The organism is Bacillus sp. N1(2025), from assembly GCF_053470005.1.
On sequence record NZ_JBLTJB010000006.1, the window covers coordinates 42,778 to 58,084 of the forward strand.

Annotated in this window: 10 protein-coding genes and 1 pseudogene; 9 read left to right on the forward strand and 2 right to left on the reverse strand. The window is 45.4% G+C overall.

The features are described from left to right. The first annotated feature begins 125 nt into the window (after window positions 1–125). The 7 genes from ptsG to ACNFN4_RS14590 all read left to right on the forward strand — a co-directional run bounded on the left by ptsG (window position 126) and on the right by ACNFN4_RS14590 (window position 8,781). Entirely contained in the window at window positions 126–2,222 is a 2,097-nt protein-coding gene (ptsG, locus tag ACNFN4_RS14560) for a glucose-specific PTS transporter subunit IIBC (RefSeq protein ID WP_094295713.1), read from the forward strand. Between the two features lie 96 nt (window positions 2,223–2,318). Then, window positions 2,319–2,585, forward strand: coding sequence for a phosphocarrier protein HPr (locus tag ACNFN4_RS14565; protein ID WP_003154654.1), 267 nt, complete (start codon window positions 2,319–2,321; stop codon window positions 2,583–2,585). Beyond that, window positions 2,585–4,300 carry a phosphoenolpyruvate--protein phosphotransferase gene (gene ptsP, locus ACNFN4_RS14570; protein WP_029973671.1) on the forward strand — a complete coding sequence of 572 codons (1,716 nt, stop codon included), beginning with the start codon at window positions 2,585–2,587 and terminating at the stop codon, window positions 4,298–4,300. The genes ACNFN4_RS14565 and ptsP overlap by 1 nt, the downstream gene beginning before the upstream one ends. Before the next feature lie 87 nt (window positions 4,301–4,387). Beyond that, window positions 4,388–4,627, forward strand: a complete 240-nt coding sequence (locus ACNFN4_RS14575; RefSeq protein WP_003154646.1) for a transcriptional regulator SplA domain-containing protein — start codon at window positions 4,388–4,390, stop codon at window positions 4,625–4,627. Window positions 4,628–4,711: 84 nt separating this feature from the next. Beyond that, entirely contained in the window at window positions 4,712–5,740 is a 1,029-nt protein-coding gene (gene splB, locus ACNFN4_RS14580) for a spore photoproduct lyase (protein ID WP_003154644.1), read from the forward strand. Window positions 5,741–5,866: 126 nt separating this feature from the next. Next, window positions 5,867–7,834, forward strand: coding sequence for a methyl-accepting chemotaxis protein (locus ACNFN4_RS14585; RefSeq protein WP_448200271.1), 1,968 nt, complete (start codon window positions 5,867–5,869; stop codon window positions 7,832–7,834). 80 nt (window positions 7,835–7,914) lie between these two features. Further along, a complete protein-coding gene (locus ACNFN4_RS14590) occupies window positions 7,915–8,781 on the forward strand; it encodes an NAD(P)-dependent oxidoreductase (protein WP_003154640.1) in 867 nt (288 codons plus the stop codon). A 35-nt stretch (window positions 8,782–8,816) separates the two neighbouring features. Here the strand turns inward: ACNFN4_RS14590 and ACNFN4_RS14595 are convergent, their stop codons facing one another. Beyond that, window positions 8,817–9,593 (reverse strand): CAP domain-containing protein, encoded by a 777-nt coding sequence (locus tag ACNFN4_RS14595; protein WP_017417671.1) that lies wholly within the window; start codon window positions 9,591–9,593, stop codon window positions 8,817–8,819. Window positions 9,594–9,933: 340 nt separating this feature from the next. Here ACNFN4_RS14595 and ACNFN4_RS14600 point away from each other — a divergent pair, with 340 nt between their 5' ends. Both ACNFN4_RS14600 and ACNFN4_RS14605 read left to right on the forward strand, forming a co-directional pair. Continuing rightward, a complete protein-coding gene (locus tag ACNFN4_RS14600) occupies window positions 9,934–12,066 on the forward strand; it encodes a peptidoglycan D,D-transpeptidase FtsI family protein (protein WP_160182628.1) in 2,133 nt (710 codons plus the stop codon). 177 nt (window positions 12,067–12,243) lie between these two features. Then, a complete protein-coding gene (locus ACNFN4_RS14605) occupies window positions 12,244–14,064 on the forward strand; it encodes a PAS domain-containing protein (protein ID WP_160182629.1) in 1,821 nt (606 codons plus the stop codon). On the opposite strand, the pseudogene ACNFN4_RS14610 reads toward ACNFN4_RS14605, so the two are convergent. Beyond that, a pseudogene (locus ACNFN4_RS14610) lies at window positions 14,045–15,258 on the reverse strand (aminotransferase A). The gene ACNFN4_RS14605 and the pseudogene ACNFN4_RS14610 overlap by 20 nt on opposite strands. Between the last annotated feature and the right edge of the window lie 49 nt (window positions 15,259–15,307).

Sequence of the window (15,307 nt, forward strand, 5' to 3'; positions counted from 1 at the left end):
CATGCCTTTTTTGTTGTGTAAAAGGGCAAATGTAAACGGTTAAACTGAAGACTTGCGCCAGTGAATTCGTTGTCATGAATTTTCGCTGTAAGGTCACACTAGCTAACAGAGGAGGTACATCTTTTATGTTTAAAGCATTATTCGGCGTTCTCCAGAAAATCGGCCGTGCTCTTATGCTTCCGGTTGCGATTTTACCGGCTGCAGGGATCTTGCTTGCGTTAGGGAATGCCATGCAGAACAAAGATATGATTCAAGTCATGCATTTCTTAAGCAATGATAACGTTCAGCTTGTGGCGAACGTCATGGAAAGCGCCGGCCAAATCGTATTTGACAACCTGCCGCTTCTTTTTGCAGTAGGGGTTGCGATCGGTCTTGCCAACGGAGACGGTGTTGCCGGAATCGCGGCTATTATCGGATACTTGGTCATGAACGTATCCATGAGCGCCGTGCTTATGGCAAACGGCAGTATTCCGTCTGACAAAATTGAACGGGCAAAGTTTTTTGCGGAAAACCATCCGGCCTATATTAACATGCTGGGGATACCCACTTTGGCGACGGGCGTGTTCGGCGGTATTATCGTCGGGGTTCTGGCCGCGTTATTGTTCAACAAGTTTTATAAAATTGAACTTCCGCAGTACCTCGGATTCTTTGCGGGTAAGCGGTTCGTCCCGATTATCACATCAATTTCCGCATTAATTCTCGGTCTTATTATGTTAGTGATCTGGCCTCCGATCCAGCACGGTCTGAATTCCTTCTCCACAGGTCTTGTGGAAGCGAATCCAACCTTGGCGGCCTTTATTTTCGGGATGATTGAGCGGTCATTGATTCCGTTCGGTCTTCATCACATTTTCTACTCGCCGTTCTGGTATGAATTTTTCAGCTATAAAGATGCCGCCGGAGACATCATCCGCGGAGATCAGCGGATTTTCATGGCTCAGATCAAAGACGGCGTGCAGCTGACGGCGGGAACATTTATGACGGGGAAATATCCGTTTATGATGTTCGGTCTTCCGGCGGCAGCGCTTGCAATCTATCATGAAGCGAAGCCTGAAAAGAAAAAACTTGTAGCCGGAATCATGGGTTCTGCCGCTCTGACAAGTTTCTTAACGGGAATTACCGAGCCGCTTGAATTCTCATTCTTGTTTGTGGCTCCTATCCTGTTTGCGATTCACTGCGTATTCGCGGGGCTTTCCTTTATGGTCATGCAGCTGCTGCATGTAAAAATCGGTATGACCTTCTCAGGCGGTCTGATTGACTACTTCCTGTTCGGAATTCTGCCTAACCGGACGGCTTGGTGGCTTGTCATTCCGGTCGGCTTAGGATTAGCCGTCATTTACTACTTCGGTTTCCGGTTTGCGATCAGAAAGTTCAATCTGAAAACGCCGGGCCGTGAAGAAGAGGCTGCGGATGAAGGTGCGGGCGCCTCAGGCGAAGCCGGCGACCTTCCTTATGAAATCCTGCAAGCAATGGGTGATCAGGAAAACATTAAGCACCTTGACGCTTGTATCACGAGACTCCGCGTTACGGTCAACGACCAGAAGAAAGTGGATAAGGCCCGTCTGAAACAGCTTGGCGCCTCAGGCGTTCTTGAAGTCGGAAACAACATTCAGGCCATTTTCGGCCCGCGTTCTGACGGTTTAAAAACACAGATGCAGGATATTATCGCCGGACGCACGCCGCGCCCTGAACCGAAAGTATCCGCGCAAGAAGAAGTCAGCCAGCAGGTTGAAGAGGTTATCGCAGATCCGCTCCGAAACGAGCAGGGTGAAGAAGTGTTCGCTTCTCCGATCACCGGCGAAATCCATGCGATTACCGATGTGCCTGACCAGGTGTTCTCAGGAAAAATGATGGGTGACGGTTTTGCGATTCTTCCTGAAGAAGGAATCGTCGTATCGCCTGTCCGCGGAAAAGTGCTGAATGTTTTCCCGACAAAACATGCGATCGGCCTTCAGTCTGACGGCGGAAGAGAGATCCTCATTCATTTCGGAATCGACACAGTCAGCCTGAAAGGTGAAGGATTCACTTCTTTTGTTTCTGAGGGTGACCGGGTTGAACCGGGGCAAAAACTGCTTGAAGTTGATCTTGAAGCGGTTAAACCTCATGTTCCTTCATTAATGACACCGATTGTTTTTACAAATCTTGCCGAGGGTGAAGCGATTTCCCTTTCGGCCGAAGGTACCGTAAAACGGGAACAAAAAGATATTGTGAAAATCGGAAAATAAGCATATAAATACGCCGTGCTTGTCAGATGACAAGTACGGCTGTATGATATAATATTGTGTAGTAAAATAGCTTTAATTTAAAGGAGAATGATAATCATGGCACAAAAAACATTTAAAGTAACAGCAGATTCCGGAATCCACGCTCGTCCTGCGACAGTTCTTGTACAGACTGCAAGCAAATACGATGCTGACGTAAACTTAGAATATAACGGCAAAACAGTAAACCTTAAGTCAATCATGGGTGTTATGTCTCTAGGTATCGCTAAAGGCGCTGAAATCACAATTTCCGCTTCAGGCGCTGACGAAAACGATGCTCTTAACGCTTTAGAAGAAACAATGAAAAGCGAAGGACTCGGCGAGTAATGCAAGAATTAAAAGGAATAGGCGCTTCAGCCGGAATTGCGATTGCGAAAGCATACCGGCTTGAAGAGCCGGACTTAACGGTTGAAAAGAAAAACATTGCTGATGCTGCGGCTGAAGTAAGCCGTTTTGATGAAGCGATTGTACGTTCTAAAGAAGAGCTTGAAAAAATTAAAGAGCATGCTTTAAAAGAACTGGGACAAGACAAAGCTGACATTTTCTCCGCGCACCTTTTAGTTCTGAGTGATCCTGAGCTGTTGAACCCGGTAAAGGAGAAAATCAGCACAGATTCAGTCAATGCTGAATTCGCTCTGAAAGAAACAGCTTCCATGTTCGTTACTATGTTTGAATCAATGGATAACGAGTACATGAAAGAGCGTGCGGCGGATATCCGTGACGTAACAAAACGTGTGACGGGGCACCTGCTGGGCGTGGAAATTCCGAACCCGAGCATGATCTCAGAAGAGGTTGTTATCGTGGCTGAAGATTTGACACCGTCTGATACGGCGCAATTAAACCGCCAGTTTGTAAAAGGTTTTACAACTGATATCGGCGGACGCACTTCACACTCCGCGATCATGGCCCGTTCGCTTGAAATTCCGGCTGTTGTCGGCACAAAAGCGGCTACAGGGACAATTGAAAACGGTGTTACGGTAATCGTAGACGGCATCGATGGTGATGTGATCATCGATCCTTCCCGTGAAACGTTAAAGAAATATGAAGAAAAGCACAGTGCTTACCTGGCGCAAAAAGCTGAGTGGGCGAAGCTCGTCAATGAACCGACTGTTTCTAAAGACGGCCATCATGTAGAGCTTGCCGCAAACATCGGCACCCCGGATGATGTAAAAGGCGTTCTTGAAAACGGAGGAGAAGCTGTAGGGCTTTACCGTACGGAATTCCTTTACATGGGACGCGACCAGCTTCCGACGGAAGACGAGCAGTTTGACGCTTATAAAACGGTTCTTGAGCGTATGGAAGGAAAATCAGTTGTCGTGCGGACATTGGATATCGGCGGCGACAAAGAGCTTCCTTACCTGCAGCTCCCTAAAGAAATGAACCCGTTCTTAGGCTACAGAGCCATCCGCCTTTGCCTTGAAGAGCAAGAAATCTTCAGAACTCAGCTTCGTGCGCTGCTTCGTGCAAGTACATACGGAAACTTAAAAATCATGTTCCCGATGATTGCGACAGTAAACGAGTTTAAACAGGCGAAAGCGATTCTTCTCGAAGAAAAAGAAAAACTCGTTGAAGCCGGCGTAGCGGTTTCTGACGATATTGAAGTCGGTATGATGGTAGAGATTCCGTCTACAGCCGTTATCGCAGATCAGTTTGCCACAGAAGTTGACTTCTTCAGTATCGGAACAAATGACTTAATCCAATACACGATGGCTGCTGACCGCATGAACGAGCGCGTAGCTTATCTGTATCAGCCATACAATCCGGCGATCCTTCGTCTGGTCACCCTTGTTATTGAAGCTGCTCACAAAGAGGGCAAATGGGTCGGCATGTGCGGAGAAATGGCGGGAGACGAAATTGCGATTCCGATTCTTCTCGGCTTAGGCTTAGATGAGTTCTCAATGAGCGCTACATCCATCCTTCCGGCAAGAACGCAGATCAGCAAGCTTTCTAAAAAAGAAGCTGAATCATTCAAAGAAACAATCTTGTCTATGAGCACGACAGAAGAGGTTGTCGCATTCGTTAAAGAAACATTCAATAAGTAATACAAAAGCCAGACGGTGTAAGCCGTCTGGTTTTTTTCATATTCGGAAAAAAGGGGGGAACAATAACTTTCAACAGGAGGGATTATTATGACAAAATCATTTGCAGCGGGGGATACGGTCTATGTGATTTACCGCAATCCGCATGCCGCCAATGTTGCCCATATTAAAGAGGCGGAGATCGTCCATCACCCGTATCATGAGGGAGAACTGTCTCTGTTTTTATACGAAACCTATCATCCGCTGGCCGAAGATGACGCGGTCTTTTCGACATATGAGGAAGCGGAAGCGCTTTACAGCGAGCTTTTTGAAGAAGACCGGTATCATTGATCAAAGGAAATGTTTACAACGCATATTCACTCTCTTTTGGACGGAAAGTAACAACATGAGAATATGTAAAGGGAGTGTCTGTCTATGCTGAAGCCGTTTGTTCCCCAGCTTGTTTATATAGAACCGAGAGCGCTCGAATACCCGTTAGGACAAGAGCTGAAAAATAAGTTTGAAAACATGGGGCTTGAGATCAGAGAAACGACATCGCATAATCAAGTCCGGAATATTCCGGGAAAAAATCACTTGCAGCAATACCGGAACGCGAAATCAACATTGGTAATCGGCGTCCGGAAAACACTGAAATTCGATTCTTCAAAGCCGTCCGCCGAATATGCCATTCCGTTTGCGACGGGCTGTATGGGGCATTGCCACTATTGCTACCTGCAGACGACGATGGGGTCAAAGCCTTACATCCGGACATATGTCAATGTGGAAGAGATTCTGGATCAGGCTGATGAGTATATGAAAGAACGGGCGCCGGAATTTACAAGATTTGAAGCCTCTTGTACGTCTGATATCGTCGGAATCGATCATCTGACACATACATTAAAAAGAGCCATTGAACATTTCGGACAAAGCGAATTGGGACAGCTCAGATTCGTGACTAAATTTCACCACGTCGATCATTTGCTTGATGCAAAACATAACGGAAAGACAAGGTTCAGATTCAGCATCAATGCGGACTATGTCATTAAAAACTTTGAACCGGGAACTTCTCCGCTCGACAAACGGATAGAAGCCGCCGTCAAAGTCGCTAAAGCGGGCTATCCGCTCGGTTTCATCGTGGCGCCGATTTATATTCACGATGGCTGGGAGGAAGGCTATAAGGAACTGTTTGAGAAACTTGACGCGGCGCTTGATGAAGACGTTCGGCATGACATCACATTTGAACTGATCCAGCACCGTTTTACAAAACCGGCCAAACGGGTGATTGAGAAGAACTATCCGAAAACAAAGCTTGAGCTTGATGAAGAGAAGCGCAGATACAAATGGGGACGCTACGGAATCGGCAAGTATATATACCAAAAAGACGAAGAACATGCTTTAAGGGAAACACTGGAGTCTTATATCGAAACCTATTTCCCGAAAGCGAAAATCGAATATTTTACGTAAGGCGGAGCTGTCGGCATGACGGCTCTTTTTTTGCTGCGCCAAATGGCGGAAATTTTTGATATTTATTTCAAGGTTTATTCATTTTCTTGGCCGAAAGACCGATATAACTCTCAGGAGGGGATGGTTATGTTTAAAAAAATGCACATCAAAATTGCTGTGTTTGTATCGGCAATGCTTATTGTAACGGTTGTTTTTTTAACGGTTTCTTCATATTTGACATTAAAGCCGATGATGACGGAGGAAGCAAAACGTACGACAGAGAATGTCACCAATTCACTCGGTCAGAACATTGAGCTTCAGCTGAAAAATGATGAGACCGTATTAATGAGATTAGCAGGCGGTGAATTGTCCCGGTCTTTTCTATCAGATGGGAAGAAAGGAACCGCGCGGCTTTTTAACGATGAGTTAAAACAGATCGGACAGAATGACAAATATGTCGCGCTTGCGTACGTCGGAACCGCAAACAAACAAATGTTTACATATCCAAAGGCCGAATTTGCCAAAGACTATGATCCGACAAATAGAACGTGGTATAAGATGGCGGCCGAAAAACCCGATAAAGTTGTCTGGACTGACCCTTATAAAGATGCAGTGACGGGAGACATGATTGTGACGGCGTCAAAAGCCATTCAAAACAGCGGAACCGTCGTCGGAGTGGCGAGCTTAGATCTGAAGCTGTCCTCCATTCAGAGCATGGTCAACGAGCAAAAGGTTCCGTATAAAGGATTTGCGTTTTTGGCGGATGAAAACGGTTCTCTGCTGGCGCATCCGGAAAAACAGGGGAAAAATATTTCGGAAGATCAGACGTTAAAAGACATCACTACGGACAAAGAAGGCATCAAAGAGCTGCAGGGGAACATGGTCGTCTACCAAACGGTAAAAGAAACAGGGTGGAAAGTCGGAACGCAGTTTGAAAAAGATCAGCTGATGGGAGTAGCCGACAAAATGAACACGGTGAGCATTTTTATGTCACTGATCGCCCTTGTGATTACGATCGGACTCAGCTATTTACTAGCAAAAACGATAACCGGGCCGATTCAGCAGCTGATCGCCAAAACAAATTCAGTCTCAGCCGGAGATTTAACCGTCCGCGCCCAGACGAAATCAAAAGATGAAGTAGGCGAGTTAACAAAAGACTTTAACCAAATGGTTGAAAATATGAAAGAGATGGTCGAACAGGTTAAGGCCTCCTCAGAAAATGTGTCTGATACATCTGACCAGCTAACCGTCATTTCACAAGAAACAAATGAAACGAGCGGACAAATCGCAAAAGCGATAGAGGAAGTCGCCGCCGGAGCGACAGAGCAAGCGTCAGAGGTTGAGACGATCAACGAAAAATCAGAAAATCTCTCAGTCAAAATAAAAGGAATCGCAGATCGCGCAGGCAGCATAAAACAACTCTCAAAATCTTCAGAGGATGCCAGCTACAAAGGACTGGACGCGCTCGGGCAGCTGCTGATGAAGTCAAACGAAGCCAATTCAGAAACGAAAAAAGTAGAGGCAATGCTGAATGACCTGGAAGAACAAACGAAAAACATAGAAGAAGTCGTGACGGCAATATCCGCCATTTCAGACCAGACGAACCTCTTGGCGCTGAATGCGAGCATTGAAGCCGCAAGAGCGGGAGAAAGCGGCCGGGGCTTTGCCGTCGTCGCGGAAGAAGTCCGCAAGCTTGCTGAACAATCAGCTCTTTCTTCCGGCCATATCAGTGAAACGGTCCGGCTGATTCAATCTGAGACAAAAGAAGCGTCACACGCGATGATTGAGGCAAGCAGAATGAATGATCAACAAAACAGCGCCATTCATGAAACGGGTGAGGTTCTCAATCTGATTACGACGGAAATGCAGTCTCTCGTTCAAGGTATAGATCATATTTACAATGACATTCAAAAAATGAGTGAAGAACAAGCCGCGATTCAAGAAGCGATTCAAAGCATCTCCGCCATTTCTCAAGAATCAGCGGCAGCCGCGGAAGAAGTGAATGCTTCTACTGATGAACAGCTCGTTACGCTTGAAAAAGTAAAGCAATCGACTGATATGTTAAAGAGCGCGAGCGAAGATCTGATCAGCGCTATTTCTAAATTCACCTTGTAACGCGGACTCTATCAGCCTATAATATGGTAATATAGACATGAAAGAATGATATATGAATCGCATCAGGGGAGGAAAGCGCAGTGAACAAAACGGTCGGATTTATCGGGTTGGGCGTCATGGGAAACAGTATGGCATCGCACATTTTAGAAGCGGGCTATCCTGTTTTAGTCTACACGCGGACGAAACAAAAAGCGGAAGAGATTCTGAATAAGGGAGCGGTCTGGCAGGAGACGGTCAAAGACCTTTCAGAGAAAGCAGACATCATTATTACCATGGTCGGCTATCCGAGTGATGTCGAGGAAATCTATCTCGGCGAAAACGGCATTCTCCGGCACGCAAAAGAAGGGGCGTTTGTCATTGATATGACGACATCAAAACCGTCTCTGGCGAAGAAAATAGCGGAGAAAGCCAAAGAAAAATCCATTCACGCCCTGGATGCACCCGTTTCCGGCGGAGACATCGGCGCGAGGAACGGAACGCTTGCCATTATGGCCGGAGGAGAAAAAGAAGCGTTTGAAGCATGCCTGCCGCTTTTCTCCGTTATGGGGGAAAACATTCAGTATCAAGGGCCGGCTGGCAGCGGCCAGCATACGAAAATGTGCAATCAGATCGCGATTGCAGCGGGAATGGTCGGAGTGGCTGAAGCGATGGCTTACGCTGAAAAATCCGGTCTGAACCCGGAACAAGTGCTGAAAAGCATTACAACCGGAGCTGCCGGAAGCTGGTCATTGTCAAATCTCGCCCCCCGTATGCTGAAAGGCGATTTTGCACCAGGATTCTACGTGAAACACTTTATTAAAGACATGGGAATTGCTCTTGAAGAAGCGGAGCTCATGGGAGAAGAGATGCCCGGATTGGCGCTCGCCAAATCATTATACGACAAGCTTTCCGCGCAAGGTGAAGAAAACAGCGGAACTCAAAGCATTTATAAACTTTGGGTGAAATAAAAAAGATTGCCCGCAGGGGCAATCTTTTTTATTATTTATTTTCCGATAAATTGCTGTGTCCAGATGTTTCCTGATTCTACGTAACCGACACCGATTTGAGTGAACTCAGGATTCATGATGTTCTTTCTGTGGCCTTCACTGTTCATCCAAGCTTTAACGACAGCTTCAGGAGTCGGCTGTCCTTTGGCGATATTTTCACCGGCAGTTTTATAAGTGATTCCGAAAGACTTCATCATATCAAACGGTGAGCCGTAAGTAGGACTTTGGTGATCGAAATAGTTTTTGTCTTTCATATCTTGTGATTTTGCGTGAGCTGATTTGCTTAATTTTTCATCAATCTGCAGAGGTTTTAAGCCTTGCTTTTGTCTCTCTGCATTTGTTAATTCAACGACTTTCTTTTCGTACGCACTGACAGAAGAAGGAGTTTTCTCGCTGCTGTTGTTTGTGTTATCTGTCTGCTTTGCATTGTCAGCCGTCTGGTTTTGATCGGCTTTCGGTTTTTCGGCAGCTGTCGGAGCCGTTTTTGCCGGTGTTTCTTTTTGAACGTCTTTAACTGTCATATCAGAATGCTTTGCGTGTTTTTGCAGCAGCTGAGTCAGTTCTTTCTCATTTTTAACGTTCAGCTTTTTCACGCTCGTTTTCATATGTAGTTTTTCAACAGCCTCTTGAAGAGTCAGATGCTGTACAGTGTTTCCTTTTTTCACAGTAACGACGTGCTGGCATGACAGCTCTTTGGCAGATGCCTGCTGAATGCCTCCGAATGTAATCAAACTGACTGCCGCGGCGGCAGATAAGAGAAATGCTTTTTTCATAAGTTTATAGCCTCCCAGAGAAGTTGTTTTTTTCTACATGAAAAATCTTATCACAGCTTTTTTGTCATAATGCAGGCAGCCATTTCCTTTGACAACAAACGTTTGTCATAATTGTAATTGAGCACAGAAAAATGGCTTTATATCAGGAAAAACGATCTGTATTTATTTTTTAAAATCCGTTACATCTCTTCAAATTATTTGAAGTGTTAGATATATTTTAAGATAATTTGATCTTGACAGTTTTTTTTACCCGTTTTCGCTGTAACAACTTTTACAAAAATGTTACAATTAAAATCTGTTTATGTAAATATATTCAATGATTTGAGAGGTGTAACAGAAAGTGGCTGAAGTTGCGCGCGAACCAAAGAAAAAAACGAAACGTTACAGAGCGCTGAGAATGAATCTCTATTTTTTGATTGTTTTTCTTCTCTTTACGGCACTGATTTTTAAACTCGGCATCGTCCAGATTGTCGAAGGGGATAAACACCGCCAGGATGCGGAGAAGGCAAATGCAAAAACCGCCTATTATCCGACACCGCGGGGAAAGATGTATGACAAGCGGAACAGAGTGGCGGTTGATAACCAGGCCGTGCCCGAAATTGTATATGTATCCACCTCAAAAACCTCGGCAAAGGACAAATTGAAAACGGCAAAAAATCTCGCCGCACTGATTCACATTGATACTGAATTTATGAAGGATCGAAATATCATTGATTACTGGCTTGCCGCACATCCGAAGAAGGCGGAAAAGCTTATGAAGGATTCAGAAAACAGCCTGAAATCCCAAGAAGTGTACAAACGCCAGATTGAACGCGTCCCGAAGCAGGAGATTGATGCGATCAAAAAAGATAAAAAAGAGCTGGAAATCGCGGCGATTTATACGCGTTTTTCAAGCGGCAACGCCTATCAGCCGCAAGTCGTCAAATCAATGGACCCGAATAAGCTGAACGGAAACGGAAACAGCGGTTCACTGCTTGACGAACATGACAACAACAAGCAAAAACCGAAAAGCGACCTGACATATGAAGAAGTTTCCGTCGTATCCGAGCACCTGAAAGAGCTACCCGGCATTGACGTAATCAATGACTGGACGCGGAAATATCCGTACGACAAAACACTGTACTCTCTGTTCGGCGGTGTGACGACACCGGAACAGGGATTGTTGGGCGAACGGAAAGATTACTATGTCACAAGAGGCTATTCACTGAATGACCGAGTGGGAAAAAGCTACATCGAATATCAGTATGAAGACTATTTAAACGCGCATAAAGAAAAAGTAGAGTATGTGGAAAACAGCAAAGGTGAGGTCGTCAGCCAAAAGCCCGTCGATGAAGGCAGCAGAGGCTACGATCTGCAGCTCTCGCTCGATATGGAACTACAGTCGAAAGTCGAAAAAGTCATTGAAAAAGAGCTGAGAAGAAGCCGCGCCGCAGGCAACTATATGGTTGACAGAGGATTTGCCGTCATGATGGACCCGAACAACGGGGACATTCTCTCAATGGCGGGGAAACGAATCGATCTCGAAACAAATAAAACACAGGATTTTGCGATCGGAGCATTTACGACCCAATATGAGATGGGCTCTTCTGTTAAAGGAGCGACTGTTCTCGCAGGTTACCAAAGCGGCCTCCCGCATTATAAAACGTTTGTCGATGCGCCGCTTGTATTTAAAGGCGACACGAAAAAACAATCGTGGACACAAATGGGAGCCATTACTGAGCTGACTGCGCTGCAAAGAAGTTCAAACGTGTATATGTTTCATGTGGCCATGAATATCGCGGGCATTACCTACGTCCCGCACGGCACGCTGCCTGCCGGATTAGACGATATTAAGAAAATGCGCAACTACTACGCCCAATTCGGCCTAGGTGTGAAGACCGGGATTGATCTTCCCCAGGAATCAGCGGGCATGCAGTCAAATCCGCAAATGGTCGGGGGATTGCTGCTTGACTTTGCGATCGGACAATTTGATACATATACGCCGCTTCAAATGGCTCAATATATTTCAGCCATCGCAAACGGAGGGTATCGCGTCCAGCCGCGGATCGTCACAAGCATTCATGAACCGGACAGCAAAAACAAGATTGGAAAAGCGATTGAACAGCGAGATATTAAAATTTTGAACAAAGTAAATAACAGTCCGAGCGATTTTGACCAAGTTCATAAAGGGATGAAATTGGTTACAAGCTCACCTCAAGGAACGGCTTATTCAACATTCCAGGGGTCCGGCGCCGATGTTTCCGGTAAAACGGGAACCGCGCAGACGCACTATTACGGCACGAACAAAAACTGGTGGGGGAAAGAGACGTATAACCTGACCTTTGTCGGCTATTATCCATCAGAACATCCACGAGTGGCATTCAGCGTCGTCGTTCCGTCTGTTCGAGATGATAAAGATCATGTAAGCAAAAACATTGCCAAAGGAGCAATTGACGCTTACAAAGAACTTGAAAAGAAATACAATAAAAAATAACAAATGAAAGGGCGGCCGAACATCTCGTGCGCCCTTTCTTTCATTCAGGAAAATTGACGTTCACAATAAGAATAGAAGGAGAATGCTTATTTTTTAGCGAATCAATCTAGTGGAATTTCTTTTTATACCAGTCCGTGTCCAGCCTGCAGTGCGAGTATAATGCAAAGGAGGGATTCTGTGGAACAGGATACTCAGCATGTCAAACAGTTTCAATCGAAAACCGATCTTCATGCCGTTTTGACGTCTAACGGGCGTATTATGTATATTTCTGCAAACTGCAAATCGTACTTCAGTTATTCTCAGGAAGAGATGATCGGGTCATTTCTCAAAACGTTCCTGCATGAAGAAGATCAATTTTTGGTTGAAAGTTACTTCTATAATGAGCATCATTTGATGCCTTGCACCTTTCGTCTTATTAAAAAAGATCATACCATCGTATGGCTTGAAGCGGGTGTGGAAATTGTCACACCGCAAATGGAGGGGACGGATCGGGAAATCATCCTCAAAATCAAGGTGCTTGAGGAGAAGACGCCCCGCCGGCCTTATATGTATGAACAAAAGAAGCAAAAGGCAGAACAACAGTCGGAAGATGCGGCTGGAAACGGCGAATTCGAGCGTCTTGTCGAAATGCTGCCGAATCCTTTATATGTCAGCATCAACGGCACAATCGCATACGCCAACAATGCGATGCTTGCCATGCTGGGAGCCGAAAGCAAAGACGAGGTAATCGGCAGGCGCTCTTATGAGTTTATTGAAGAAGAGTATCACGACATTGTGAAAAACCGAATTGTGCGGATGCAAAAAGGAATGGAAGTCGGAATGATCGAACAGACGTGGAGAAGGCTCGACGGCACGCCCGTTCATTTAGAAGTAAAGGCGGCACCGACGACATATAAAAATCAGCGGGCGGAATTGCTGCTTCTGATTGATATTTCTTCACGGAAAAAATTCCAAACGATTCTGCAAAAAAGCAGAGAGCGTTATCAGCTCCTCATTCAGAATTCAATTGATACGATCGCCGTGATTCACAATGATAAATGGGTATTCATGAATGAGTCGGGCATTTCGCTGTTTGAGGCTGAAACATATGAAGATTTAATCGGGAAAAACGTCTATGATCAGCTTCATCCCTGTGATCATGACGGCGTGAAACAGCGGATCCAAAATATTATCAACCGAAAGACCGAGTCAGAAATTATTAAGCAATCGTGGTTTACCTTTAAAAACCGGCTGATCTACACGGAAATGGTCTGCATTCCGACGACGTTTTTCGGAGAAACGGCCGTGCAGGTCATTCTGCGTGACATTTCTGAGCGGAAGCAGACGGAGGAATTAATGCTGAAGTCGGAAAAGCTGTCTATCGCAGGGCAGCTGGCGGCGGGAATCGCTCACGAAATCCGCAATCCGCTGACGGCGATCAAAGGATTTTTACAGCTCATGAAGCCGACGATGGGGGAAAACGAACATTACTTTGAAATTGTGTTTTCTGAACTGAGCAGAATCGAATTAATTTTAAGTGAGCTTTTAATGCTTGCCAAACCTCAGCAAAACGCCGTGAAAGAGCGTGTAAACTTAAAGAAAATTATAAGTGAAGTGACCGCTCTTTTAGAGACGCAGGCAAATCTTAAAGGGATTTTTATCAAAACGGATTATGAACATGACAGCATGTATATTAACGGTGATCAAAATCAGCTGAAACAGGTGTTTATCAATCTGATTAAAAATGCCGTTGAGTCGATGCCGGATGGGGGAACGGTTCACATTCTTATGACAGAAGATGAGTATTCCGTTAATGTGACGGTGAAAGACGAGGGTGACGGGATACCGGAAAACGTGCTGAAACGAATAGGCGAACCGTTTTTGACAACGAAAGAAAAAGGAACCGGCCTGGGGCTGATGGTCACATTCAACCTTATTAAAAACCACCAGGGAGCTATCCAAGTAGACAGCAAACCGGATAGAGGCACGGCCTTTCTTATTACATTCCCGAAACAATAAAAAACAACGGCGTTATGCCGTTGTTTAAATAGTCTGCATGGATTCTCTCGTTTTTAAAATAAATGCTTCCAGCCGGTCCAAGCCTTCTCTCAATGTATCCAGTGAATATGCGAATGACAGCCTCACATACCCTTCACCCAATTTTGAAAACGAGCTGCCGGGCACTAGAGCCACACCTGCATCCTCTAAAAGAGCCATACTAAAATCAAACGATGACATTCCGAATGACTTAATGGAAGGGAAGATATAAAATGCGCCTGACGGCTTTACGACGTCAAGCCCCATTGAGACAAGACGGTCATATACATAGTCAAGCCGCTTTTTATACTGTTCTCTCATAATAAGCGCATCATCAACACCGTTTGTCACCGCTTCAAGAGCCGCTTTCTGAGAGATTGAAGACGCGCATGTCACACTGTATTGGTGAACTTTTAAGATGTGCTTGGCAATTTCTTTCGGTGCGAAAATGAAACCGATTCTCCAGCCCGTCATGCTGTGTGATTTTGACAGGCCGTTGATGACGATCGTCTGATCTCTCAAATAAGACGCGATCGAATAATGCGGTCTGTCATAGGTTAATTCGCTGTAAATCTCATCAGACAGGACAAAAACATTTCTGCCCTTCAGGACGGCTGCGATGTTTTGCAGCTCTTCCTCAGACAATGTCACTCCGGTCGGGTTTGACGGATAAGGAAGAATGACGCATTTTGTTTTTGGTGTCAGCGATTCTTCAATGAGCCGCGCCGTCAGCTTAAATCCGTGTGTCGTCGTATCCACATGGACCGGAACGGCGCCCGACATGCGGATGATCGGTTCATAGCCCGGATATATCGGTCCGGGGAGAATAACTTCATCGCCCGGAGATAAAATCGTCCGCAAAGACGCGTCAATCGCTTGGCTTGCCCCGGTTGTGACGATGATTTCAGTTTCAGCTTCATAATTCAAATCAGCTTTTTTCTTCATATAAAGCTGTACGGCCTGTCTCAGCTCAAGTCCGCCCGCATTCGGAGTATATGCCGTGGCGTTCTCGTCGATTGCCTTTTTGGCAGCCGCTTTGACATGGTGCGGCGTGAAGAAATCCGGCTGACCGATCGTAAGCGAAATGACATTGTCGTGCTGAGCTACAAGATTTGAGAATTTGCGAATTCCTGAAATTTCAATTTCTTTTACATTCGGATTAAGCAAATGTTCCATAATTCATCACCTTATACTATATATTGAGTTTATCCTATTTTACCACTAG

Bases quoted from the DNA above. Each gene is read 5' to 3' on its own strand.
- ptsG (WP_094295713.1), top strand. From the start codon at position 126: ATGTTTAAAGCATTATTCGGCGTTCTCCAGAAAATCGGCCGTGCTCTT.
- ACNFN4_RS14575 (WP_003154646.1), top strand. From the start codon at position 4,388: ATGACAAAATCATTTGCAGCGGGGGATACGGTCTATGTGATTTACCGC.
- ACNFN4_RS14565 (WP_003154654.1), top strand. From the start codon at position 2,319: ATGGCACAAAAAACATTTAAAGTAACAGCAGATTCCGGAATCCACGCT.
- ACNFN4_RS14585 (WP_448200271.1), top strand. From the start codon at position 5,867: ATGTTTAAAAAAATGCACATCAAAATTGCTGTGTTTGTATCGGCAATG.
- ptsP (WP_029973671.1), top strand. From the start codon at position 2,585: ATGCAAGAATTAAAAGGAATAGGCGCTTCAGCCGGAATTGCGATTGCG.
- ACNFN4_RS14595 (WP_017417671.1), bottom strand. From the start codon at position 9,593: ATGAAAAAAGCATTTCTCTTATCTGCCGCCGCGGCAGTCAGTTTGATT.
- splB (WP_003154644.1), top strand. From the start codon at position 4,712: ATGCTGAAGCCGTTTGTTCCCCAGCTTGTTTATATAGAACCGAGAGCG.